Annotated in this window: 21 protein-coding genes; 9 read left to right on the top strand and 12 right to left on the bottom strand. The window is 61.5% G+C overall.

Features of this window, described 5'->3' with window-relative positions:
* Positions 1–20: 20 nt before the first annotated feature.
* The 6 genes from P3T24_RS32760 to P3T24_RS32735 form a co-directional block, all read right to left on the bottom strand.
* Positions 21–749, bottom strand: coding sequence for an SDR family NAD(P)-dependent oxidoreductase (locus P3T24_RS32760; RefSeq protein WP_429440979.1), 729 nt, complete (start codon positions 747–749; stop codon positions 21–23).
* Positions 750–792: 43 nt separating this feature from the next.
* On the bottom strand, positions 793–2,094 hold the full coding sequence (locus tag P3T24_RS32755) for an MFS transporter (protein ID WP_074262603.1): 1,302 nt from the start codon (positions 2,092–2,094) through the stop codon (positions 793–795).
* Between the two features lie 91 nt (positions 2,095–2,185).
* A complete protein-coding gene (locus P3T24_RS32750; RefSeq protein WP_074262602.1) occupies positions 2,186–2,713 on the bottom strand; it encodes a 2,4'-dihydroxyacetophenone dioxygenase family protein in 528 nt (175 codons plus the stop codon).
* A 38-nt stretch (positions 2,714–2,751) separates the two neighbouring features.
* The gene (locus P3T24_RS32745; protein ID WP_429440978.1) at positions 2,752–3,873 is read right to left on the bottom strand and encodes a DUF748 domain-containing protein; all 1,122 of its coding nucleotides are present in this window, start codon (positions 3,871–3,873) and stop codon (positions 2,752–2,754) included.
* A gap of 141 nt (positions 3,874–4,014) precedes the next feature.
* Entirely contained in the window at positions 4,015–5,679 is a 1,665-nt protein-coding gene (gene ettA / locus P3T24_RS32740) for an energy-dependent translational throttle protein EttA (protein ID WP_074262600.1), read from the bottom strand.
* Between the two features lie 368 nt (positions 5,680–6,047).
* Positions 6,048–6,944 carry an NAD-dependent epimerase/dehydratase family protein gene (locus P3T24_RS32735; RefSeq protein ID WP_429411378.1) on the bottom strand — a complete coding sequence of 299 codons (897 nt, stop codon included), beginning with the start codon at positions 6,942–6,944 and terminating at the stop codon, positions 6,048–6,050.
* A gap of 343 nt (positions 6,945–7,287) precedes the next feature.
* Here P3T24_RS32735 and P3T24_RS32730 point away from each other — a divergent pair, with 343 nt between their 5' ends.
* The 4 genes from P3T24_RS32730 (at position 7,288) to P3T24_RS32715 (ending at position 11,527) form a co-directional block, all read left to right on the top strand.
* Positions 7,288–8,229, top strand: a complete 942-nt coding sequence (locus P3T24_RS32730; protein ID WP_074265848.1) for an ABC transporter permease — start codon at positions 7,288–7,290, stop codon at positions 8,227–8,229.
* A gap of 117 nt (positions 8,230–8,346) precedes the next feature.
* Positions 8,347–9,240: a sugar-binding protein gene (locus tag P3T24_RS32725; RefSeq protein WP_429441053.1), complete on the top strand. Its 894-nt coding sequence runs from the start codon at positions 8,347–8,349 to the stop codon at positions 9,238–9,240.
* A 55-nt stretch (positions 9,241–9,295) separates the two neighbouring features.
* Positions 9,296–10,798 carry a sugar ABC transporter ATP-binding protein gene (locus P3T24_RS32720; protein WP_429440976.1) on the top strand — a complete coding sequence of 501 codons (1,503 nt, stop codon included), beginning with the start codon at positions 9,296–9,298 and terminating at the stop codon, positions 10,796–10,798.
* Positions 10,799–10,870: 72 nt separating this feature from the next.
* Positions 10,871–11,527: an aspartate/glutamate racemase family protein gene (locus P3T24_RS32715; protein ID WP_429440974.1), complete on the top strand. Its 657-nt coding sequence runs from the start codon at positions 10,871–10,873 to the stop codon at positions 11,525–11,527.
* Here P3T24_RS32715 and P3T24_RS32710 read toward each other — a convergent pair.
* From P3T24_RS32710 to ugpB, 5 genes are all read right to left on the bottom strand, one after another.
* Positions 11,502–12,266: a Crp/Fnr family transcriptional regulator gene (locus tag P3T24_RS32710; RefSeq protein ID WP_074262596.1), complete on the bottom strand. Its 765-nt coding sequence runs from the start codon at positions 12,264–12,266 to the stop codon at positions 11,502–11,504. The genes P3T24_RS32715 and P3T24_RS32710 overlap by 26 nt on opposite strands.
* A gap of 154 nt (positions 12,267–12,420) precedes the next feature.
* A complete protein-coding gene (locus P3T24_RS32705) occupies positions 12,421–13,509 on the bottom strand; it encodes a sn-glycerol-3-phosphate import ATP-binding protein UgpC (RefSeq protein ID WP_074262595.1) in 1,089 nt (362 codons plus the stop codon).
* Between the two features lie 118 nt (positions 13,510–13,627).
* Complete coding sequence (gene ugpE / locus P3T24_RS32700) at positions 13,628–14,473, bottom strand: sn-glycerol-3-phosphate ABC transporter permease UgpE (protein WP_074262594.1); 846 nt, start codon at positions 14,471–14,473, stop codon at positions 13,628–13,630.
* A complete protein-coding gene (ugpA, locus tag P3T24_RS32695) occupies positions 14,470–15,354 on the bottom strand; it encodes a sn-glycerol-3-phosphate ABC transporter permease UgpA (RefSeq protein ID WP_429411369.1) in 885 nt (294 codons plus the stop codon). Before ugpA ends, ugpE begins: the two co-directional genes overlap by 4 nt.
* 148 nt (positions 15,355–15,502) lie before the next feature.
* On the bottom strand, positions 15,503–16,828 hold the full coding sequence (gene ugpB / locus P3T24_RS32690; RefSeq protein ID WP_074262592.1) for a sn-glycerol-3-phosphate ABC transporter substrate-binding protein UgpB: 1,326 nt from the start codon (positions 16,826–16,828) through the stop codon (positions 15,503–15,505).
* A 319-nt stretch (positions 16,829–17,147) separates the two neighbouring features.
* On the opposite strand from ugpB, the gene P3T24_RS32685 reads away from it, so the two are divergent.
* The 3 genes from P3T24_RS32685 to P3T24_RS32675 are packed head-to-tail and all read left to right on the top strand — an operon-like array spanning position 17,148 to position 19,401.
* Entirely contained in the window at positions 17,148–18,140 is a 993-nt protein-coding gene (locus tag P3T24_RS32685) for a glycerophosphodiester phosphodiesterase family protein (protein ID WP_429440972.1), read from the top strand.
* Positions 18,141–18,148: 8 nt separating this feature from the next.
* Positions 18,149–18,652, top strand: a complete 504-nt coding sequence (locus P3T24_RS32680) for a hypothetical protein (protein ID WP_429440970.1) — start codon at positions 18,149–18,151, stop codon at positions 18,650–18,652.
* On the top strand, positions 18,640–19,401 hold the full coding sequence (locus P3T24_RS32675) for a hypothetical protein (RefSeq protein WP_429440968.1): 762 nt from the start codon (positions 18,640–18,642) through the stop codon (positions 19,399–19,401). The genes P3T24_RS32680 and P3T24_RS32675 overlap by 13 nt, the downstream gene beginning before the upstream one ends.
* A 126-nt stretch (positions 19,402–19,527) precedes the next feature.
* Here P3T24_RS32675 and ychF read toward each other — a convergent pair whose 3' ends face one another.
* Entirely contained in the window at positions 19,528–20,622 is a 1,095-nt protein-coding gene (gene ychF / locus P3T24_RS32670; protein ID WP_074262588.1) for a redox-regulated ATPase YchF, read from the bottom strand.
* A 120-nt stretch (positions 20,623–20,742) separates the two neighbouring features.
* Between ychF and P3T24_RS32665 the strand changes: the two genes are divergently transcribed.
* Entirely contained in the window at positions 20,743–21,915 is a 1,173-nt protein-coding gene (locus P3T24_RS32665) for a UbiH/UbiF family hydroxylase (RefSeq protein ID WP_429440967.1), read from the top strand.
* Positions 21,916–22,020: 105 nt separating this feature from the next.
* Positions 22,021–22,749: a DsbC family protein gene (locus P3T24_RS32660; protein ID WP_074262586.1), complete on the top strand. Its 729-nt coding sequence runs from the start codon at positions 22,021–22,023 to the stop codon at positions 22,747–22,749.
* The last annotated feature ends 32 nt before the right edge of the window (positions 22,750–22,781 follow it).

The following is a 22,781-nucleotide window of genomic DNA, read 5'->3' as shown; positions in this document are numbered from 1 at the left end:
CGCCTGATATCGGCCGCCGCTTACGCCACCAGATACCCGCCGTCGACCGGCACGATCGTGCCGGTGATAAACGCCGCTGCGGGCGAGCACAAGAACACCACCGCTTGCGCCACGTCCTCCGGCTCGCCCCAACGCCCGAGCGGCGTACGCTCCAGAATCGCCTGCGAGCGGCCTTCGTCGTCCTGTAGCGCCTGCGTGAGCGGTGTTGCGATCCAGCCGGGCGCGACTGCGTTCACGCGAATCCCGTCCTGCGCGTACGCCAGCGCGAGCGACTTGGTCAATTGCGCGACACCACCTTTGCTCGCGCTATACGCCGGCACCAGACCGCCGCCAAAAAAGCTCAGCATCGACGCCGTGTTGACGATCGTGCCGCGGCTTTTGCCCAGCAGAGCGCGTGCTGCCGAGCAGGCGCGCATCGTTCCCGTCAGGTTCACATTGATGACCTGTTCGAACACGTCGAGCTGATGCTCCTCGACACGGCGGATCATTCCCGCGCAGTTGACCAGGATGTCGAGCGAGGCGAGTGGCGCGAACAGCGCGGCGACCTCGTCGTTCGAGCCGACGTCGAGCGCGGCCACTTCGATGTCGGCTCCGAGGGCGCTACGCTGCGCATCCGTTGGCGCGAGCCCTGCTGCAATCACGCGAGCGCCAAGCGCGGCGAGCTGGCGCGCGATTCCCGCCCCGATGCCTTGCGTGCCACCCGTCACCACAGCGGTTTTGCCTTGAAAAAGATCCTGCTGAAACGTCATGGCCAATGCTTCTCCGAGTGGGTGAAGGTTTCAGGGAACGTGCTCACGCGAGCGTAGCCGCCGCCGCGGTATCGGCGCGCTCGGCAATCGGCGCGCGCACCACGAACATGTAGACGAGCGCAGCCGCGAACGACACACCCGCGCTGATCAGAAATGCGTCGACGAACGAATGGGTCTGATCGACCACCACGCCCGTAATGAACGGCGCAAACGACCCGCCGAAATAACCGCCGAAGTTCTGGATGCTGCCGAGCGACGCCACCAGGTGCCGCGGCGCGGCCACGCTGACGAGCGCCCAGGCGCCGCCGCTCGCCATGTTGATGAAGTACATCGCGAGACACAGATAGACGATGGCAAGCGTGGTATTTGGCGTATAGGCCGCCGGCACCGTGAACACGGCCGCGAAAATCAGCCCGGTGCAGATTGGCCACTTGCGGCTGCGGATCGGCGCGACGCCATGCGCCATCAGTCCATCGGCGACGAACCCGCTCGACAGCATGCCAAGCGTGCCGAACAGATACGGAATCGACACGATCCAGCCAGTCTTCGCAATCGACAGATGCCGTTCGTGTTCGAGATACGCAGGCAGCCAGGTCAGATACAGCCACACCATGTAGATCACGCCCATGAAGCCGAAGATCATGCCCCATGTGGTGCGCGACGCAAACAGCCCGCGCCATTCGGCCCCCGTCATGCGGCGCTCGGCGCGCATCTGCGGCTCCTCCTCGGTCAGGTGCGTGACCTCGTCCGCATTGAGCGTGATTTCGCCGCGATTGCGATACACGATGTACCAGCTGATCGACACCACAATGCCCATCACGCCCATCACGACGAACATCCAGCGCCAGCCGAACGCGAGCAGCAGGCCGGTGAGAATGGGCGGTGCGAGGCCCGGGCCGATCGTCGATGAGGTGGTAAAAATACCGGTGGGTCGACCGCGCTCGCGTAGCGCGTACCATTCGCTGACGACTTTCGCGCCCGCGGGAAACTGCGGCGCTTCGCCAATGCCGAGGCAGATCCGCGCAATCAGGAACTGCTGCAAGGTCTGCACAAGGCCGCCGAAGAACTGCGCCACCGACCAGACGAACATGCCGACGCCCAGCATCAGCCGCGCGCCGAAGCGATCGAGCAGCGCGCCCATCGGCAATTGCGCGAACGCGTACGAGAACGAGAATGCGGACAGCAGCAGACCCATCTGCGAGGCGGAGAGCCCCAGTTCGCCGCTCACCGAGTGATTGGCGATCGACAGCGTGCTGCGGTCGAGATAATTGACGAGGCCCGCGAGCGTCAGAAACGTCACTGCGACCCATTGGATGCGCCGTAAGCGCGGTGTTTTTGCCTGCATGGTTTGTGTCTCCTCCTATGCTCTTTTTTGAAATAGCCTTGAGCGTCTATGGACGGAATGCTGCAACTGCCTGAGGCCCTGAAGGCCTACGCTACCTCACGAACTGGTCCACATAACTCGCGCCGAGCCCGACTTTTTCGAAGTGTGCGCGGCACATCTCCAGCTTGGTGAAGACGTCTTCGTACCCGGTGAAATTGCCGTACGGGTCGCAGTAGTACATCACGCCGTTCACCTGGAAGTAGGTGATCATTTCCTCGACGTCTTCCGGGACATACAGCGTATGGGTTTCGCCCGGCGGCTCGAAGACGTAGCTGCCTTCGGTGGCGATCCAGTCGTGTTCGAGATAGCGCCATTTGCCTTTGAGCACAAATCCGTGCACGGCGGCCGGATGACGGTGACGGCTCAACACCCCCGACTTGCGCACGCGCAGCAGATTCATCCAGTAGCCGGTGGAGACGTTCAGGCACAACGGCCGGAACCACACGTTATCGGCTTGCGGCACCCACAGGCGCTCGTCTTGAGGTATGGCCGATTCGACCACGATCTCGCGCAGCGCCTCGGGCGGGTTGGGGAGCTGATACGGCGTCATCGCGTCGGCGGCAGCGGTGGGTGCTGGCATGGCGTCTCCTTGATTGTCGAGTCTATGGACTTTACGGCTTACTGCCCAAGCAGGTTCTTCAATGCGTTGCCCAAACCTTTGACGGTGTCGCCTGCACCTTTCGCCACCCCTTCGACGCTGACGCCCATCGCCTGTGCGAAGCCAGTACCCAGCTTGGTCAGCAGATTTTCGTTCACCGAGAATTTCGGATCGCGCAAGTTGCCGTCCAGCACGAAATGCACGGTGATGTCGCCGTTGCGCGTCTTCAACGCCGCGACCGCGGCCTTGGTGGGAATCGACAGGAAGGTGTCGAGCGGGTTGCCGTTGTCCGCCAGTTGCAGGTGGTGCAGGGTGATCGCGCCCGGCGCATGCAGATGATAGCTCGTGACCGTGGACTCCACCGTCAGGTCGACCGTGCCCCCGGCGATCTGGGTCTTGGCGCCGGCCTTCTTGAGCAGATACGGATCGAGCATGGCCACATCGACGCCGCGTAGCGTGCTGGTGGTCTGCGAATCCTTGCTGGCGATCTTGATCCAGCCGCCGAACGAGACCGTGCCGGTGTGCGCCGGACCGACGATCGATCCATTCACCGCGACGTTCGTCGGCTCCGTAAGCGCGGGCAGATGCAGATGATCGACGGTGGCGCTCGCGTTGGTGACGGCCACCTTATAGGCCGGCTTGCTGACGGTCAAATCGTAGAACTCGAATGTGCCTTGTTGAAAGGCGATGTGATCGATGAGTTTCTCCTGCTGCACGGACACGTCGCCGACGCTCGCGCCGGTATCCGGCCGGCTCATCGATTCCTTGAGATTGGGTAACAGTTGCAACGTGCCATCTGCTTTGCGCACAACCGAAAGGTCGAAGCCGGTTACGACCGCCGAGCGGATATGTACCCGCTTCTGGAGCAGTTCGCGGACGTCGGGAACGATCGTGATCTGGTCGGCCCGCAGCGAGTCGGGCGCGGGCCAGCCTGGCGGCCCCTTGAGGCGGACGTTGGTCAGGCGTACGGAGGTCAGACCCACATCGATGCTATCAGCGCTGCCGAGCGGTCCGAGCACGGAGATGATCCGCTGTTTGACTTCGTATTGCGCGAAATATAAACCGCCCAGGGCGATAACGAGCAGCACCAGAACGATACCGGCGACGGCAACGGCCACACGTCTTGCAGTCGACATCGCCATGCTTGCCTCCTCGTGGTCGCGCGACGCGCGGCTGGCCGTTTAAAGGTGAGCAAACCTCATGCCGCGCCGCCCGCCGGTTACCGGGCACAAACCGTGCAATGCACGGCCTGGCCGATAACCGGGACGTATGCGGCGAACGTCTTAACGCGCGATCGGCTTATAGCGCAGACGCTTCGGCCGGGCGGCTTCCTCACCCAGACGGTTGCGCTTGTCCGCTTCGTATTCCTGGTAGTTGCCGTCGAAGAACGTCACTTGCGAATCGCCTTCGAATGCCAGGATATGCGTCGCGATGCGGTCGAGGAACCAGCGATCGTGCGAGATCACCATCACGGAGCCCGCGAATTCGAGCAGGGCGTCTTCGAGCGCGCGCAGCGTTTCGACATCGAGGTCGTTCGACGGTTCATCCAGCAGCAGGACGTTGCCGCCCGCGATCAGCGTCTTGGCCAGATGCAGACGGCCGCGCTCACCACCCGAAAGGTTGGAGACGATCTTCTGCTGGTCGCCGCCCTTGAAGTTGAAGCGGCCAATGTAGGCCCGCGACGGCGTTTCATACTTGCCGACCGTCAGCACGTCGGCGCCGCCGGAAATCTCTGCGAACACCGTCTTCGAACCGTCGAGCGCATCGCGGCTTTGATCCACGTAGGCAAGCTTGACCGTCGGCCCTTGCACGATCTCGCCCGAATCCGGCTGTTCCTTGCCCGTGAGCATGCGGAACAGCGTCGACTTGCCGGCGCCGTTCGGCCCGATGATGCCGACGATCGCCCCCGCCGGAATCTTGAAGCTGACGTTGTCGAGCAGCAGACGATCGCCGTAGGCCTTCGACACATTCTTGAACTCGATCACTTCATTGCCGAGACGGTCGCCGACCGGGATGAAGATTTCCGAGGTTTCGTTGCGCTTCTGGTAGTCCTGGCTGTTCAGTTCCTCAAAGCGGGCGATACGTGCCTTCGACTTCGCCTGACGGCCCTTCGGGTTCTGGCGCACCCACTCCAGTTCTTTCTTGATTGCCTTCTGGCGTGCCGATTCCGACGCTTCTTCCTGCTTCAGGCGCTCTTCCTTCTGATCGAGCCAGCTGCTGTAATTGCCCTTCCAAGGAATGCCGTGGCCGCGGTCGAGTTCGAGAATCCACTCGGCGGCGTTGTCGAGGAAGTAGCGATCGTGGGTCACGGCGACCACGGTCCCCGGGAAGCGTGTCAGGAACTGCTCGAGCCAGTCGACCGATTCGGCGTCCAGGTGGTTGGTCGGTTCGTCGAGCAGCAGCATGTCCGGTTTTTCGAGCAGCAGCTTGCACAGCGCGACGCGGCGCTTTTCACCACCCGACAGATGCTCGATTTTCGCGTCCCATGCCGGCAGACGCAGTGCATCCGCGGCGATTTCGATCTGCTGCTCGGCGCTGCCATCCGCGGTGGCGAGGATCGCTTCGTACTTGGCCTGCTCAGCGGCGAGCGCGTCGAAATCCGCGTCCGGCTCGGCATACGCGGCGTAGATTTCGTCGAGCTTCTTCTGCGCGCCGAACACTTCGCCCAGACCCTCTTCGACCGCTTCACGCACCGTCTTTTGCGGATCGAGTTGCGGTTCCTGCGGCAGGTAGCCGATGTTCAGGTTGGGCATCGGCGTGGCTTCGCCTTCGATGTCCTTGTCGACGCCCGCCATGATGCGGATCAGCGTCGACTTGCCCGAGCCGTTCAGGCCGAGCAGACCGATTTTCGCGCCGGGGAAGAATGACAGGGAGATGTCTTTCAGGATTTGACGCTTGGGCGGCACGATCTTGCCGACCCGGTTCATGGTGAAGACGTATTGGGCCATTTTGCTTGCAGTAGGCGTTGACGCCGCCGGCCGCACAGAGGGCGGGCGGTCGTGGGTGGATGGGAATTCGGTGCCGCTGGTTTCCGGCCGGTGCGGCGTGAGCGTCGGTCGATCCTTACGATCGAAGCTTTCGGCATGAGAGCGCGCACGGCGGGAGAGGTGTCATTGTACTTCGGGGCGGGCGGCGCGGGCGTGCAGGGCGTGTCCTGGCGGAATCCGCCGGATAAGAGGGAGAGGTTTGCGCGGCGCGGAGCGTGCGGTGACGGCGCGCTGAGGGGGGAATGTGCGCGCGTGGACGCGCAGGTATGGCGGATGACTGGCGCGCAGGCGCGATCCCTGCGGCCAGTCGTGCGTGGACCTGAGTCAGGCTATTTGGCGCCCGGCTGTTCCCTCCAGCGATACTGCTGCTTCCAGCCAAGCAGGCGCTTCAGTTTTTCATTGCTCAACAGCGTTTCGAACTCGCCCAGCTGCTTTTTCACCGGCACGTTCGGATAGAAGCGTTTGAGCAGTTCCGCGGTCGGCAGATCCGACGAGACGTCGTCCGCCGCCACGTTCATCACCTCGAAGCCCAGACCATCCTTCTCGATGCCGAGGCGGCAGGCCGTAGCCAGATCGCGGCCGTCGATATAGCTCCACGCGATGCGCTTGCGCAGGATCGGATCCTTCAGCCAGGTCGGGAATTTCGCATAGTCGGCCGGATCGAGCACATTGCCGATCCGGAAGCAGTAAATGTCCGCGCCGGTGCGCGCATGAAACGCCTTGCCGGTCACTTCGTTGATGACCTTCGACGTCGCGTAGCTGTCCATCGGATCGACTGGATACTCTTCATCCAGCGGGAAATAGGCCGGGTCGCGGTGACGATGCGCGAACACCACCCCATAGGTCGTTTCGCTCGACGCGAGAATCACCTTCTTGATGCCGTACTTCGAGGCCGCGTCGAGCACGTTGTACGTCGCCATCACGTTGATACGGAACACCTCGTTGTCGGTCGTGACGAGAATCCGCGGAATGGCCGCAAAGTGCACGATCGCATCGATCGGCTTCGGCTCGATGTCGTCGTCGAACTCCTTCGAGGTCGTGCTCGAGGCAAGCGCGTTGAACACCTGGCCCGCGTCGGTCAGGTCTGTAATGAGGGTGCGGGCGGTTTGCTTTGCCATCGGCACGCGGTCGAGGTTCAGCACTTCATAACCGTGCGCGACCAGGTCTTCGACCACCCACTTGCCGGCCAGTCCGCTACCGCCGGTGACAATCACTCGCTTCGTCATCTGCCTTGCTCCTTGTCAGGTTCAGGTGAATCAGGGGGTTAAAACATCATAGACGTTTCCTGCCATGCGTTTCTGTGACGAACGTCATAGTCACGGGGCCGCATCCAGGCACTTCGGGAGAACCCCAATACGTATGTATGACGTACGTCACAGTTTCCTGTGGCGCTCTGATCCTATGATCGGTGCCAGTCCCAAGGTGCGGCGCGTTGGCAGCAAGGCGTAGTCGTGCTCGAAACGCCGCGGGGTAAAAACCGCCGGGCCGCAATGATCTGCATGGAGACGCCCTTTGAGAGCCATCTCGACCAAGACAGGGGAGCCGGCGCACGCCGGCGTGCTGGATACGATGCGCAACTGGCTGAAAATCCGCGAGCTCAACATCCTGTCGGTGCTGATCCTGGTCGGCATCGTCATCAGTATTTTCTCTCCGTACTTCCTGACGACGAACAATCTGATGGGGGTGTTCCGCTCGTTTTCGCTGGTCGGCATCATGTCGATCGGAATGATGCTCGTGATCATCACCGGTGGCATCGATCTGTCGGTCGGCTCGGTGATGGGACTGTCGTCGCTGATGACCGCGCTCGCCTTCCAGCACGGTTGGGGACCGCTGCCCGCGGTGCTGGCGGGCTTGTGCGCCGGATTGATTGTCGGCGCGTTCAACGGTGTCCTGATCACGTGGATCCAGTTGCCGCCGTTTATCGCGACGCTCGGCACGCTCAGCATCGGCCGCGGCCTGATGTACATCATCACCAAAGGCGTGCCGCTCACGCCCGATGTCCCCGACAGCTTCACGTTCATCGGCCAGGGCTATTTCGGCTTCGTGCCGGTGCCCGTCGTGATCATGCTTCTGCTGACCGTGTGCTTCTCCATCCTGATGCGGCGCACGCGCTTTGGCCGTCACGTCTATGCGACAGGCGGCAACGAAGTCGCGGCGCGGCTAAGCGGCGTGCGCACCCACCGCGTCAAGTTCACGGTCTACGCGTTGTCGGGTTTGATCGCCGCACTTGCGGGCGTCGTCAGCTTTTCGCGTTTCGTGTCGGCGGAACCGGCGTCGGGTTTCGGCGCTGAACTCGACGTCATTGCGGCTGCCGCGATTGGCGGCGCGAGTCTCTCGGGCGGCGTAGGCAGCGTCGAAGGCGCGATCATCGGCGCGGCGCTCGCCGGGATCATCACCAATGGCGTCGTGCTCCTCAACATCGACACCTACGCGCAGCAGGCCATCACCGGCTGCGTGATCCTGATCGCGGTCAGCATCGATATCTGGCGTGTGCGGCGCAAAGGCCGCTAGACCGGAGATTTTCGTCACAAGCATCACTTCGCTAACACAAGAAAACAAGGAGACAACGTCATGAACACCAATGCTATGCCCCGCCTGCTGGCAGGCAGCCTGGCCGCAGTTGTACTGATGATGGGATACGGCGCCGCGCAGGCGAAGGATCCAAAGGACATCACGGTGGCGGTGATCCCGAAGGTGGCCGTGCCGTTCTTCGACGATTGCAACAACGGCGCGAAAGCGGCCGCCGAGAAGGCGGGCGTCGGCTATCAATGGGTCGTGCCGCAAAACACCCAGGGCTCGACCCAGGTGCAGATCATCGAGGATCTGATTTCGAAGCACGTCGACGGCATTGCGATTTCGGTCAACGAGCCGAAGTCGGTCGAAGGTGTGATGAAGCGGGCCGAACAGAGCGGCATCAAGGTGCTGACGTACGACTCCGATTCACCGAACAGCGGCCGTTCGATGTATATCGGCACCAACAACGAATCGGCTGGCGCAACCATGGCGGACTCCATGGCGAAGGCGCTGAACGGCCAGGGTGAGGTTGCGATCATCACCGGGCAGCTCGGTGCGGTGAACCTGAACCAGCGCATTGCCGGTATCAAAAAAGAACTCGTCAAATATCCGGGCATCAAGATCGTCGAAACGCAGGGCACGGAGGACGATCTCGCCAAAGGCGTATCGGTGACAGAGACGACGCTGCGGGCGCATCCGCAACTCAAGGGCATCTTCGGCGTGAGCCAGGTAGGCGGCCCAGCGGTGGCGAAGGTGCTCAACACGAAGGAATTCGGCGCGATGAAGGGCAAGCTGCAGGTGTTCGCGTTCGACGATCTGCCGGATACCTTGAAGGGGCTGAAGGAAGGCTACATTCAGGGAATCATGGTGCAGCGTCCGGTGACGATGGGGCGGCTTGCGGTGGAGCATCTGGTGGCCCAGGTGCAAGGGCAGGATAAGGACATCAAGGACATCGATACCGGGGTCACGGTGGTGACGAAGGACAACATGGGAAGCTATACGAAATAACGCCAAGCAGCCCGAAGTAATTTCCGTGTCCGCACGTGCAGGCAGGAGCGATTCGATGACGCCGTTTCTGGAGATGCGCAATATCTCGAAGACGTTTCCGGGCGTGAAAGCGCTCGATCGCGTCAACCTGCACGTGTCGCGCGGCGAAGTGCTTGGACTCGCTGGCGAAAACGGCGCTGGCAAGAGCACGCTGATGAAGATTCTGACCGGCGTCCTCTCGCACGATGTGGGCGGCAGCATTCTCGTCGACGGTCAGGAGATCGTGTTGCGCGACGGCAATCATGCACGCGCACTTGGTATCAACATCATTTACCAGGAACTCTCGGTTGTCGAAAACCTGACGATCGCGGAGAACATCTATCTCGCGAGGGAGCCGCTTAACCGTTTCGGTTTTCTGGACGTTGCTCGCATGAACGAAGACGCGCGCACGGTACTCGAGACGATCGACATGAAGATCGATCCAACCACGCGCGTCAGCGAACTGAGCGTGGGCCAGAAACAGATGATCGAGATCGCCAAGGCGATCTCGTATCAGTCGGCGGTGATCGTGATGGATGAGCCGACGGCTTCGCTCAGCCATCACGAAACGCGTGTGCTGCTGGAGTTGATCAAGCGTTTGCGGCAGAAGGATATCGGCATCATCTATATCTCGCATCGGCTGGAAGAGGTGCTTGAACTCGCCGATCGCGTCACGGTGTTGCGCGACGGTTCGACTGTCGATACACAGCCGATCGCCGACGTGACGCGTGAATCGCTAGTGCGAAAGATGGTGGACCGCGAGCTGAGCGAGCTGTACGCGCCGCCCGTTTCCCATGCGACGAGCGAGGTCGTGCTTGAAGTGCGCGATCTGGCGATGCGGCATCCGCGCGCCGCCGACGTGCACATTCGCGACATCAGCTTCAGGTTGCATCGTGGCGAGATATTGGGGATCGCGGGGCTGGTGGGCTCGGGCCGCACCGAAATCATGGAGATGATTTTCGGCATTCGGCCGTGCGCAGGCGAGATTTTCGTCGACGGCAAAGCGGTGACGATCCGCAAGCCGCACGAGGCGATTGCGCATGGCATTGGCTTTGTCACCGAAGACCGTAAGGCTCAAGGTCTGGTGCTGGAGATGAGCGTGCGCGAAAACTTCAGTCTTACGCATCTCGAAGCGTATTCGCCGTTTCAGTTCCTGCAGCGCGCGAAGGAAGATGAAATCTGCAAACAGTTCGTCCGCACGTTGAGCGTCAAGACGCCTTCAATCGAGCAGAAGGTGATCAACCTGAGCGGCGGCAATCAGCAGAAGGTCGTGCTGGCGAAATGGGTGGCGCGCAATCCGCGCGTGCTGATCGTGGATGAACCGACGCGTGGCATCGACATTGGCGCGAAGGCCGAAGTGCACGCGTTGCTGGCGCGGCTCGCAGCGCAGGGGATCGGGATCATCGTGATTTCGTCGGACCTGCTGGAAGTGCTGGCCGTGAGCGACCGCGTGCTGGTCGTGCGCGAAGGACGCCTCAATGGCGAACTGACGCGCGCTGAAGCTACCCAGGAACGCGTGATGGCTGCTGCCACCGCATGACGGCTTTGCTTGCAACGGTCCGCTTTATGTTTTGTTTGTCTTGCGTTTGTCTCGATAGGGAGTGTTAGTGCAATGACCACGATTGTCGTAATTCACACCGGGCCGGTGACGGTGCAGCCGCTCAAGGATCAGTTCAAGGAACAGCTCGCCGATGCACGCGTGATCAATATCGTCGACGACAGCCTGTTAAATGACGTGCGCAGCGCCGGTCATCTGACGCCCGAGGTGACGAGCCGCATCTATAGCTACATGCAGAACGCGCAGTCGATGGGCGCCGACCTGATACTCAACGCCTGCTCGTCGGTAGGTGAGGCCACCGACCTGCTGCGCGGGATGATCCGCACACCCATCATCAAGGTGGATGAGGTCATGACCGAAGAGGCAAGCCGCATCGGGCAGCGCGTCGGCGTGGTCGCGACGGTGTCGACGACGCTGGAACCGACGGTGCGATTGATCCGGAAGAAAGCCGCTGAAAACAAGCGCGACGTGACGGTCGTGGAGCGCATCGCCGACGGTGCGTTCGACGCATTGCTCGCCGGCGACGCCGCGCGCCACGACGACATCCTGAAGCGCACCATCGTTGCCCTGATGGACGAAGTGGATGTGGTCGTGCTCGCGCAGGTATCGATGGCGCGCCTCGTGCCCTTGCTCGGGTCGACCAAGGTGCCCGTGCTGGCGAGTCCGCAGAGCGGCGTCGCCGAGGTCAGGCGCGCGCTAGCGGCGCTTTGAGGCTTTCGGCAGCGAGCGAGCGGGCGCGCGCCAGCACCTGATTCGCCGCCGACGGCGCCAGATATTGACCGACGAACGTGGGTGTCAACACGATCTTGCGTTCGTGCGTGTCGACGAGACCCGCCGCTTTCAGATCGCTAAAGTGCCGGTTCACCGATTCACGCGACGTGCCGATGAAATCCGCCAGCTTGTCCTGAGCAATCGTCAGGTCGATCAGGATCGCGCCCGGCTCGTCGTGATACGTGAAATCGCAACCGATCTGCGCGGCGAACATGGTGAGAATATTGGTGAGGCGCTTACGGACGTCGTGCAGCGAAAGGTTTTCGATCAACTGCTGGGCTTCCTGCCAGCGCTGATAGTGGCTCTTGAGCACGAACTGGTTGATCACGTCGTAGCGCCGCAGCAGTTCCTTGAAATCCGGCTTGCGGATATAGCAGATCATGCTGGGCGCGAGTGTTTGCGCATAGTGCGAATAACTGGGCTCGTTGAGGACATCGCCGTCGCCGAAAATCATGCCCGCCTTGATGAACGACAGCGTGATTTCCTGGCCATCCTCGGTGAGCCGATACAGCCGGACGCTGCCTTTCTTCAGCAGATAGACGCAGTCGCTGCGGTCCTCCGGACGATAAACGGTGGTGTTCTTGCGTAGATGTCTGTGATCGCTGAACGCAGGCATTACCTCGTCGAGGCAATTCAGCTGGATCAGCGACAGCAACTCGCTTTTGCCGACGAACCACATCGCGTGTCTCCTTGACTCTGTTGGGTCAACGGGCCGCGTCGAGGCACATCGTCCGACGTGGCATCGCTTTATGTCATTCGGCTCATTCTACACATCGTCTTGTGGCGCCGCTTGCGAGGCCGCAGCGGCGCCAGACAGCGAGTCGGACCCCAAATCAGTTTGCCCGCTTGCCGCTCGCCGGATCGAAGAAATGCAGGTGTTTCGCAGGCAGCGCTACGGGCAGTGCTTCTCCGTTGGCCGGCCGGTGGGTGTGCGGCAGGCGCACGGTCACGTCGTGTTTGCCCCAGCGGCCATGCACGAGGTTGTCCGCCCCGAGCAGTTCGCATGAATCGACCGCGATGCTCACGTGCGGTGCGTCCGGGAATCCCGGTGTCATATGCTCCGGCCGGATGCCGAGGACCCAATCGCGCCCGGCCGCTACCTCGCTACCGATGCACGGCACGCCCGCGAGCGGCAGCTTCGGACCATTGCCGGCGACCTCGAAAGCAGCGCCGTCGTCCGATACGCGGCCTTCCAGCAGATTCATCCCCGGTGAGCCGATGAAGCTCGCAACGAAGACCGTCGCCGGCCGTTCGTAGACGTCGACCGGCGCGCCGATCTGCTCGGCGTGGCCGCGGTTCATCACGATCACACGCTGGGCGAGTGTCATCGCTTCGATCTGGTCATGCGTGACGTACAGGCTGGTGGTCGCGAGACGCGCGTGCAACCGCTGGATTTCGAGGCGCATCTGCACGCGCAGCCGGGCATCGAGGTTCGACAGCGGCTCGTCGAACAGAAACACGGCGGGCTCCCGCACGATCGCGCGACCCATTGCCACGCGCTGCCGCTGGCCGCCCGACAGCTCGCGCGGTTTGCGTTCAAGCAGCGGCCCGAGTTCGAGAATCTGCGCGGCGGCCTGCACGCGCCGGTCGATCTCCGCACGGTCCACGCCGCCGATCTTGAGCGCGTAGCCCATGTTTTGCGCCACGCTCATGTGTGGATAGAGCGCGTAGTTCTGGAACACCATCGCGATGTTGCGGTCTTTCGGCTCGAGCTGATTGACCACCTTGTCGTTGATCGAGATCGTGCCCTCGGAAATGCTTTCGAGGCCCGCCACCATCCGCAGCAAGGTCGACTTGCCGCAGCCCGACGGTCCGACCATCACGACGAATTCACCATCGGTCACGTCCACGTCGATGCCGTGCAGTACGAACTGTTTGCTGTCGTAGCTTTTCTTTACGCCCTTTAGCGTCAATGCAGCCATTCCATCCGCCTTTCTTTTTCATCTGCGGTTACGCTTGCCCCAAGAGCTGCGTGTCGCCGCGAAGTTATTCGGTTCCGGAGCCGGCTGTGGAGTCGCTCGTTGCGCCGGCACGGTCGGCTTATTTTTCAGAGTCCACGAGTCCGCGTACGAACCAGCGCTGCATTGTCAGCACCACCGCGAGCGGCGGCAACATTGCGAGCAGCGTCGCGGTCATCACGAGATGCCACTCAGTGGCGGTGTCGCCCGACGCGATCATGCTCTTGATACCCACCACCGCCGTGGTCAACGATTGCTGGCTCGTGATCAGGATCGGCCACAGATACTGGTTCCAGCCGTAGATGAAGGTGATCACGAAGAGCGCGGCGATATTGGTTTTCGACAGCGGCAATACGATGTCCCAGAAGAATCGCAGCGCACCCGCACCGTCGATACGCGCAGCCTCCATCAGCTCGTCGGGCAGCGTCATGAAGAACTGCCGGAACAGGAACGTGGCGGTAGCCGACGCGATCAGCGGCAGCGTGAGTCCGGCGTACGTGTTGGACATGTGCATCGACGATACGACTTGCACGGTTGGGAAAATGCGCACTTCAACGGGCAGCATCAACGTGACGAAGATCAGCCAGAACGAGAGATTCCTGAACGGGAAGCGGAAGAATACGATCGCGTAGGCGGAGATCATCGAAATCGCGATTTTGCCGATGCAGATCACCAGCGCCATCACGAGACTGTTCATCAGCATGCGGCCGAACGGGGCGGCCGCGTTGCCGCTGCCGTGCACCCAGACGTTAGCGATGTTCTCGAACAGATGCGTGCTCGGGATCAGCGAAAGCGGCACAGAAAAGATTTCGTGCTCATTCATGGTGGCGGCGCAAAACGCGACGTACACCGGGAACACGATCAGCGCGACGCCGATGATCAGCACCGCATGGCAGAAGAGGTCGAAACCACGGCGATTCTCGATCATGAGTATTGAACCCTCCGCTCGATGAAACGGAATTGCACGACGGTCAGCGCGATCACGATCAGCATCAGCACGACCGACTGCGCGCCCGAGCTACCGATGTCGAGGCCTTGGAAGCCCTCGGCGAAGATCCGGTAGATCAGCGTGCGGGTGGCCTGGGCCGGTCCGCCGCCCGTGGCGGCATCGATAATCGGAAAGGTGTCGAAGAACGCGTAGACCAGATTGATGGTGAGCAGAAAGAAGCTCGTCGGCGACAGCAGCGGCAGCGCGATGCCGAAAAAGCGCCGCACGGGTCCGGCGCCGTCGATGGCGGCCGCCTCGATCAGCGAGCGCGGAATGGCCTGCAGGCCGGCATAGAAAAACAGGAAGTTGTAGCTAACCTGCTTCCACACTGACGCCAGCACGACCAGGAACATGGCCTGGCCCGGATTGAGCGCGTGATTCCAGACGATGCCGTACTTCGCAAGCGCGTATGTTACGAGCCCGATGCTCGGATTAAACAGGAACGACCACAGCACCGCGGCAATCGCGGGCGCGACCGCATACGGCCAGATCAGCAAGGTCTGATACGCCTTCGCGCCGCGCGTCACACGATCGGCGCAGACCGCGAGCAGTAGCGAGATAACCAGTCCGCTGACGGTGACGAGCACGCAAAAGAACAGCGTAGTGTTAAACGACGCCAGATAAAGCGGATCGGCGAACAGTTGCTTGAAGTTGGCGAGGCCCACGAATTCGCTCGACGTGCCGAACGCATCCTGGCTTTGCGTGGACTGCCACAGCGCGACGCCGGCAGGCCAAAGAAAGAACACTAGCGTGATCGCCAGCTGCGGACCTACCAGCAGATAAGGCAGCACGCCAGTCCCGAAGCGGGATCGCTTTTCCATGAAGCATCTCTCTGAAGATAATGCTGGAGCGGCTCAGCTTTGCTTGTCCGCCCGGTGTACGAAGTGCGAGGCGACGGAACGAAACGCTCCGTCATACTAACGGACGCGCCTCGCTGAGGCGCGTCCGCCGGGTGGGGCAGGTCGACGCTTAGCTGCCGGCCTTCTCGAAGCGGCGCAGCAGTTCATTGCCGCGTTCGACCGCGGAGTCGAGCGCTTCCTTAGGCGTCTTCTTCCCGCTCCAGACCTGCTCGAGTTCCTCGTCGACCACCGTACGGATCTGCGGCATGTTGCCCAGACGCAGGCCCTTCGTGAACGGCAGCGGCGGCTTGTTGAGCATCTGCTTGATTGCGGTATCGCTGCCCGGGTTCTTCGTGTAGAAGCCCTGCTGTTGCGTCAGCTGATAGGCGGCAGTCGTGATAGGCAGATAGCCAGTGTCCTGATGCCACTTTGCCGCAACTTGCGGCGTGGCCAGGTACGCGAGGAACTTTGCCACGCCCTTGTAGACGCTCGGATCCTTGCCCGACAGTACCCACAAACTTGCGCCGCCGATGATCGCGTTTTGCGGTGCACCCTTCACGTTGGCGTCGTAGGGCATCATGCCGGTGCCGAAGTCGAACTTGGCGTACTTCTTGATGTTGGCAAGCGAGCCCGACGAGTTCGTGATGATGCCGCAGTCGCCGCTATAGAACTTGGATACCGGTTCGTCCTTGCGGCCGACATAGGTGAACGAGCCTTCCTTCGCCATGTCCTGAAGGAACTGGATATGGGCGATCTGCTGCGGCTTGTTGAATTCGAGTTGCGCGTCGGCGCCATCGAAGCCGTTGTTTTCCGTCGCAAACGGCAGACCGTGCCAGGCACTGTAGTTTTCGAGCTGGATCCAGCTCTGCCAGCCCGATGAGTAACCGCACGACATGCCTGACGCCTTCAGCTTCTGCGCGTCCTTGCGCAGTTCGTCCCACGTCTTCGGCGGCTGGTTAGGATCGAGCCCGGCCTTCTTGAACGCATCCTTGTTGTAATACAACACCGGCGTCGAGCTGTTGAACGGCATCGAAATCAGCTCATCGGTCTTGGAGTCGCTGTAATAGCTCGCGATAGTGGGCACGAAGGCCTTTTCGTCGAGCGGCACGCCAGCCTGTTTGAATACTTCGGATACCGGAATCACTGCTTTCTTCGCCTGAATCATCGTGGCCGTGCCGACTTCGTACACCTGAAGGATCGCCGGCGCGTTGCCGCTGCGATAGGCGGCGATGCCGGCCGCGAGCGTCTGGTCGTAGGAACCCTTGAAGACCGGGACGATCTTGTAGTCGGATTGTGATGCGTTGAAGTCGTTGGCGATGTCGTTCAGATGCTCGCCGAGGGCGGCTTCCATGGCATGCCAGAACTGGATTTCCGTCGCGGCCTGAGCGGCCTGATTGACGCCGAGAGCGAGAACAGCCGCCGCGGCAAGCGTACGGAACAGGGGTTTGCAACTCATCAATGGTCTCCTTGGTCGGAAGGGGTGCAACTTGAGGTTGCGCGATTCTAATTGGACTCGATGACAGACAGAAGTTGAGCGTTGTTATGTTGTGCTCGCTATCGGTGCTGGCAATGGCCGGCTTCTGCGGCGCCGGAAGCCGCAATTTAACACCAGCAGAATTGAAACTGAAGCTAACTTTCGGACACCGTCGCCTGGCGGGATTTTGATGCCTGCCAATGGCTGCTTTTGTGCTGGAGCCGCTTGCTTTGGCTTGTTTTGAGACCGTTGACCCGTAACATGGGTGGTTCGGTTTCGTCTGTTCTAGTCAGGAGTCCAGATGCCTCGTCTGATTTGCGCCGGGTTGGTCGTTGTGTTCTGTAGTGCTTTTTTGTCCGGTTGTGCTGCGCCTTCCGAGAGGCCAGTTGATACGTCCGCGTCTGACTCTGCGCTGCCGCAGATCATCGCGCATCGTGGCGGTACGGGTGATGCGCCTGAGAACACGCTGGAGGCGGTTCGTCTCGCGCTCGCGCACCACGCCGACGCCATGTGGTTGACGGTGCAACTGAGCAAGGATGGCGTGCCGGTGCTGTACCGGCCGGCGGATCTGTCCGCGTTGACGGATGCCAGCGGGCCAGTCTCGACGCGTACGGCGGCAGAGCTTGCCCATGTCAACGCGGGGTGGAGTTTTCGTCTGGCTGACGCTCAAGGGGTGGAGGATTACCCGTACCGGAGCCGACCGGTTGGCATTCCTACGTTGCGCGAGGCTCTACGCGCTATACCGGCTTCGATGCCGGTCGTCCTCGATATGAAAGCGCTGCCGGCGGAGCCGCAGACACGGGCGGTCGCGCAGGTGCTGAGCGAAGAAAACGCCTGGTCGCGGGTGACGCTTTATTCAACGGAGGCTGAATATCAGCGTGGTTTCGCGGCATATCCGCAGGCGAAGGTCTTTGAATCGCGCGATGCGACGCGCACTCGTTTAGTGCGCGTTTTGCTTGATCAAGGGTGTCTGGACGCGCCGGCTGAACATGCTTCGGCCGCGTTCGAGCTGCATCGGGCGGTGACCGTGGTCGAGAGATTTACGCTTGGGGAAGGGCGCTCGGAGGTGAACGCGACGCTGTGGACGCCCGCAACGGTGGCGTGTTTTCGGACGCATCCGGACGTGCATATCGTCGCGATTGCGGTGAACGACGCGGATGATTATCGTGCCGCGGCGTGTCTCGGGATTGACGCGGTGCTGTCGGACTCGCCGGAGAAGATGACGGCGATTCGGGCGGGGATGGTGGGGGCGTTGCGGTGTGGTTCAGGTCGGACAAGGTCAAACAGGCAATAAGGTGCAATGTGAAGCCGCGAGAACTGAAAGAGCATAAGGATGCTGCAAAGAAGCTGACGGAATTACCGGCGTTTCAACCAATGAAGCGCGGCAAGCTGCCCAAGCCATTTAACAAGCTGGGAGGCGGGCGCATGCACTCGACAAAGCAGATCCGGGTCTCGACGCACCATCAAGTGCTGTTTTGGTGGCGCGACGGTGAGACTTTGGCGGACAGATCGTTTTACGGATATCTGATGTGTGATCTGGCGCAGGACGCGCTGGGCATCGTGTTCGAGTTCCACTGGCATCCAAGTCACAAGGGAATCCACTGTAAGGTCCCATGTGAAACTGAACTAAACTACACCAATCGATTTCTGGTCGGCGCTCCTGAATTAGGCCTGTCCGGCTCGAGGCTACTCGACCCTCGAAACGAAAATGACCGACAACAACTGATGATCCGCTTTTGGGATGCGTGCGGCATAACCCTCGCGGCAAAAGAGGATCCGGTGCAACCAGACCTATGGAACTTCTAAAGGACGACATAAAGCGCTCCATCTGCTCGCTGTTCGACGTCTATTCCGACGAGAACGGCGTGCAGCGGATCGTCACGCCTATCGAGTACCCGGGGACGGCCGATAAGGTCGTGGTGCGGGTACGCCCGGCGCCCGGCGGCGGTTTCACTATCGACGAGAACGGCGAAGCCGCGCTCTATGCTTCGATGGCTGGCGGCGACATCGATTCCGAGCCCATGAAGCGCTGGCTTGAGGAGTTGTCGTCGGCGGGCCCCGTCACCCTGACGGATGACGAAGTGCTGGTGTGTTCAGGAAGCAATCAGAAGCTGGTGGCGCCATACATTTTCAGGATCGCGGAAGCAGCGCAGCAACTGTACGCTATCGCCACTTCACGGGCAGAGCGGCAATTCAGTGACTTCAAAGCGAAGCTCGCCGGTATCGTGATGGAGGTGGCACGGGACGTGGGGGTTAAGGTCGACTCAGATGTCAGCCTTCCGTTGGCGGGCGGCATGGTTGCCGATTACGTAGTTCATGCTCGCGAGCCTATCATTATCGTCGCTGCAACCAGCACCACTCGGTTGCTCGAAGCGGAGCTGATTCAGGTGCAATACCGTTTGTCAAAGCAGGCGGGAAAGGTCTTGGCGATATGCGAGAGCCAGGCGTCCGTGGGACGTAAGCAATTCGAACGCGCCGGATACTTCACGTGGAAGACACTAACGTTCAGCGGGCATGATCTGGGCCCCATGTTGGCAAGCCAGTTGAGCAGTTGATAGCCTGTCGGCGGGCTGCCCTCGGCGGGCAAACGATCGAGTGGAACCGTGTGAAACGCCCTTGAAAACAGAAGACTGCTTTCAAGGGCCAACGACGTCACCTGATTGATACGTCTGCGCCGAAGGTCAGACGTTAAACAGGAAATTCATCACATCCCCGTCGTGCACGACATATTCCTTACCTTCCGCCCGCATTTTGCCGGCTTCCTTCGCGCCTTGCTCACCTTTGTAAGCCACGAAGTCATTGAAGCCAATCGTCTGTGCACGGATGAAGCCACGTTCGAAGTCAGTGTGAATCACGCCCGCGGCCTGCGGCGCCGTGTCGCCGATATGGATTGTCCACGCCCGCACTTCCTTCACACCAGCCGTGAAGTACGTCTGCAGACCGAGTAGTTTGAAACCGGCGCGGATCACGCGATTGAGGCCCGGCTCCTCCATGCCCAAGTCGGCGAGGAAAACCTGCTTGTCTTCGTCTTCCAGATCGGCGATTTCCGCTTCGATGGCCGCGCACACCGCGACGACCGGCGCCTTCTCAGCGTCCGCGAACTTGCGTACGGCGTCCAGGTGCGGGTTGTTATCGAAACCGTCTTCCTTCACGTTGGCGACGTACATCGTCGGCTTGGCGGTGATCAGGCAGAACGGCTTGAGGAGCACCTGCTCTTCATCCGACAGGTCGAGCGCGCGCACCGGCTTGGCCTGGTCGAGCTGCGCACGGACCCTTTCCAGCACCGCGGCGAGCTTGATCGCTTCCTTGTCGTTGCCCGATTTAGCAGCCTTCGAATAACGCGAAAGCGACTTTTCGACCGTCGCCAGATCGGCCAGCGCCAGTTCGGTATTGATGACTTCAATATCCGACAGCGGATCCACCTTGCCGGCGACGTGAATCACGTTATCGTCTTCGAAGCAGCGCACAACGTGCGTGATGGCGTCGGTTTCGCGGATGTTGGCGAGGAACTGGTTGCCAAGCCCTTCACCCTTGCTCGCGCCGGCGACAAGACCGGCAATATCGACGAATTCCACCACCGCCGGCATGATGCGCTCGGGCTTGACGATGTCGGCGAGCGCCTTCAGCCGCGCGTCCGGCACTTCGACGATGCCGACATTCGGCTCGATCGTGCAGAACGGATAGTTTTCGGCGGCAATGCCTGCCTTGGTTAGCGCGTTGAACAGGGTGGACTTGCCGACGTTAGGCAGGCCGACGATGCCGCATTTGAGGCTCATGGGGTTTCTCTAGACTGATGCATGACGTGAATCACGGAATCCGCAATTGTAACCCTGTCCGGCGCCGCCTTCGCGCATCCACGATCCGGCCCCGCCACCCCCCGCAGCTATAATGCGGGCATGACTGCTCACCTCCAGACCTTTGACGTCGCCGTGATCGGCGGCGGGCTCGTCGGCAAGACTGCGGCGCTCGCGTTGGCGCAAGGCGGCCTGCGCGTCGGCCTGCTGGCGCAACCGTGTGCCTCGCTGCCAGCCGGTTCGATTTTCGATGCGCGGGTCTATGCGCTGTCCTCCAGTTCGCAGGCCCTGCTCGAGCGGCTGCGGGTCTGGCAGGCGCTCGACACCGCACGCCTCGGCCCGGTCTACGACATGCGGGTCTATGGCGATGCTCACGCCGAACTGCACTTCTCGGCGTTTCAGGCGTCCGTGCCGCAACTGGCGTGGATCGCGGAATCGTCGCTGATCGAGCGCGCGCTCGATGCCGCGCTGCGGTTCCAGCCGAGTCTCGAATGGATCGATTCGCGCGCCCAGGGGCTCGACGTGAAGCCGGGCGGCGCGACCATCGGTCTTGCCAACGGCAAAATGCTTGACGCGGATCTGGTGGTCGGCGCGGACGGCGCCCACTCCTGGGTACGTGCGCAGATCGGGTCGAAGGTCATCCGCCAGGACTATAAACAGACCGGCGTGGTCGCCAACTTCAAGGCCGAAAAGCCGCACGGCGAAACGGCCTATCAGTGGTTCAAGGACGGCGAGATCATCGCGTTGCTGCCGCTGCCTGATGGACACGTCTCGCTCGTGTGGTCGGCGCGTACCGAGCACGCGCAGGAACTGCTCGCGCTCGATCCTGCGCAGCTCGCCGCGGAAGTCGAACGCATCACGGGCGGCCAGGTGGGCGCGCTCGACTGCGTGACGCCGGCGCAGGGTTTTCCGCTCGCGCTGCAAACCGTCGACCGGCTCGTTGCACCGCGGGTCGCCCTGGTGGGCGACGCCGCGCACCTGATCCATCCGCTCGCGGGGCAAGGCATGAACCTTGGACTGCGTGACGTTGCGGCGCTCGCCGATACGATCGCCGGCAAGGAAGCTTTCCGTGATCTCGGCGACACCGTGTTACTGCGGCGTTACGAACGGGCACGCCGCGAAGACATCCGCTCGCTGATGGTCGCCACCGATGGCCTGCAAAAGCTGTTCTCCGTTCCGGGCCCGGTTGCCCGCGTCCTGCGCAACACGGGCATGGCTTTCGTAGGCGCGCAGCCGCTAATCAAGCGCTGGCTCGTTTCGGCGGCTTTGGGCTAAGAGGGCACGGCGCGCGAGTATGATGAACGGGTGGGCCGCCCGCCTGTCCGAGACGTACCAAGCGAAGACGCGTGATGCGTGTTCGAATGAACCAGGATATCCAGTATGAAAAAGCACCTCCGAATCGCCGCGCTCACCCTTGCCGTGGCCGTCGCGACACTCGGCTGCTCCGCGCAGGCCGACCAGGCCACCGACAAACTCAAGGCGACCTTGCAGGCTCGTCTCGGCGACGACGCGACCATCAAGAGCATCTCGAAATCGCCGATTGCCGGGTTGTACGAGATCAACCTTGGCACGCAGATCGTCTATAGCGACGCGAACGGCGACTACCTGCTGCTCGGCGATATCGTCGACGCGAAGACCCGCAAGAATCTGACTGAAGCACGCTTGTCCGAAACCAACCGCATCGACTTTGCGAGCCTGCCGTTCGCGAACGCGGTGAAGGTGGTGAAGGGCAATGGCAGCCGCAAGATGGCGGTGTTCTCGGATCCGAACTGCCCGTATTGCAAGCAGCTCGAAACCACGCTGAAGTCTATCGACAACGTCACCGTGTACACCTTCCTGTATCCGGTGCTGTCGCCGGATTCGACGGTGAAATCGAAGTCGATCTGGTGTTCGTCGGACCGCGCCAAGGCCTGGGAATCGTGGATGCAGGACCGTCAGGCGCCGACCGCCGCAGGCACCTGTGACACAGCCGCCATCGAAAAGAACCTCGATCTTGGCCACGCCATGAACGTGGACGGCACGCCCACCATCTTCCTCGCCGACGGCCGCCGCCTGCCAGGCGCGGTGCCGGCCGACCGGCTGGACAAAGAACTCTCCTCGGTGCACTAAACTGCTCGCATCGTCAGACCGGAGGCGCACTT

Source organism: Paraburkholderia sp. GAS33 (assembly GCF_050436645.1).
Lineage (GTDB): Bacteria > Pseudomonadota > Gammaproteobacteria > Burkholderiales > Burkholderiaceae > Paraburkholderia > Paraburkholderia phenazinium_B.
The sequence above is the reverse complement of the archived record's forward strand: the minus strand, read 5'-3'. Positions and strand labels throughout refer to the sequence as shown.

Bases quoted from the DNA above. Each gene is read 5' to 3' on its own strand.
- P3T24_RS32725 (WP_429441053.1), top strand. From the start codon at position 8,347: ATGATGGGATACGGCGCCGCGCAGGCGAAGGATCCAAAGGACATCACG.
- P3T24_RS32720 (WP_429440976.1), top strand. From the start codon at position 9,296: ATGACGCCGTTTCTGGAGATGCGCAATATCTCGAAGACGTTTCCGGGC.
- ugpA (WP_429411369.1), bottom strand. From the start codon at position 15,354: ATGGAAAAGCGATCCCGCTTCGGGACTGGCGTGCTGCCTTATCTGCTG.
- P3T24_RS32735 (WP_429411378.1), bottom strand. From the start codon at position 6,944: ATGACGAAGCGAGTGATTGTCACCGGCGGTAGCGGACTGGCCGGCAAG.
- P3T24_RS32675 (WP_429440968.1), top strand. From the start codon at position 18,640: ATGGAACTTCTAAAGGACGACATAAAGCGCTCCATCTGCTCGCTGTTC.
- ugpE (WP_074262594.1), bottom strand. From the start codon at position 14,473: ATGATCGAGAATCGCCGTGGTTTCGACCTCTTCTGCCATGCGGTGCTG.
- P3T24_RS32685 (WP_429440972.1), top strand. From the start codon at position 17,148: ATGCCTCGTCTGATTTGCGCCGGGTTGGTCGTTGTGTTCTGTAGTGCT.
- P3T24_RS32665 (WP_429440967.1), top strand. From the start codon at position 20,743: ATGACTGCTCACCTCCAGACCTTTGACGTCGCCGTGATCGGCGGCGGG.
- P3T24_RS32750 (WP_074262602.1), bottom strand. From the start codon at position 2,713: ATGCCAGCACCCACCGCTGCCGCCGACGCGATGACGCCGTATCAGCTC.
- P3T24_RS32660 (WP_074262586.1), top strand. From the start codon at position 22,021: ATGAAAAAGCACCTCCGAATCGCCGCGCTCACCCTTGCCGTGGCCGTC.
- P3T24_RS32710 (WP_074262596.1), bottom strand. From the start codon at position 12,266: ATGTGGTTCGTCGGCAAAAGCGAGTTGCTGTCGCTGATCCAGCTGAAT.
- ettA (WP_074262600.1), bottom strand. From the start codon at position 5,679: ATGGCCCAATACGTCTTCACCATGAACCGGGTCGGCAAGATCGTGCCG.
- P3T24_RS32760 (WP_429440979.1), bottom strand. From the start codon at position 749: ATGACGTTTCAGCAGGATCTTTTTCAAGGCAAAACCGCTGTGGTGACG.
- P3T24_RS32730 (WP_074265848.1), top strand. From the start codon at position 7,288: ATGCGCAACTGGCTGAAAATCCGCGAGCTCAACATCCTGTCGGTGCTG.
- ugpB (WP_074262592.1), bottom strand. From the start codon at position 16,828: ATGAGTTGCAAACCCCTGTTCCGTACGCTTGCCGCGGCGGCTGTTCTC.
- P3T24_RS32745 (WP_429440978.1), bottom strand. From the start codon at position 3,873: ATGGCGATGTCGACTGCAAGACGTGTGGCCGTTGCCGTCGCCGGTATC.
- P3T24_RS32755 (WP_074262603.1), bottom strand. From the start codon at position 2,094: ATGCAGGCAAAAACACCGCGCTTACGGCGCATCCAATGGGTCGCAGTG.
- P3T24_RS32715 (WP_429440974.1), top strand. From the start codon at position 10,871: ATGACCACGATTGTCGTAATTCACACCGGGCCGGTGACGGTGCAGCCG.
- ychF (WP_074262588.1), bottom strand. From the start codon at position 20,622: ATGAGCCTCAAATGCGGCATCGTCGGCCTGCCTAACGTCGGCAAGTCC.
- P3T24_RS32705 (WP_074262595.1), bottom strand. From the start codon at position 13,509: ATGGCTGCATTGACGCTAAAGGGCGTAAAGAAAAGCTACGACAGCAAA.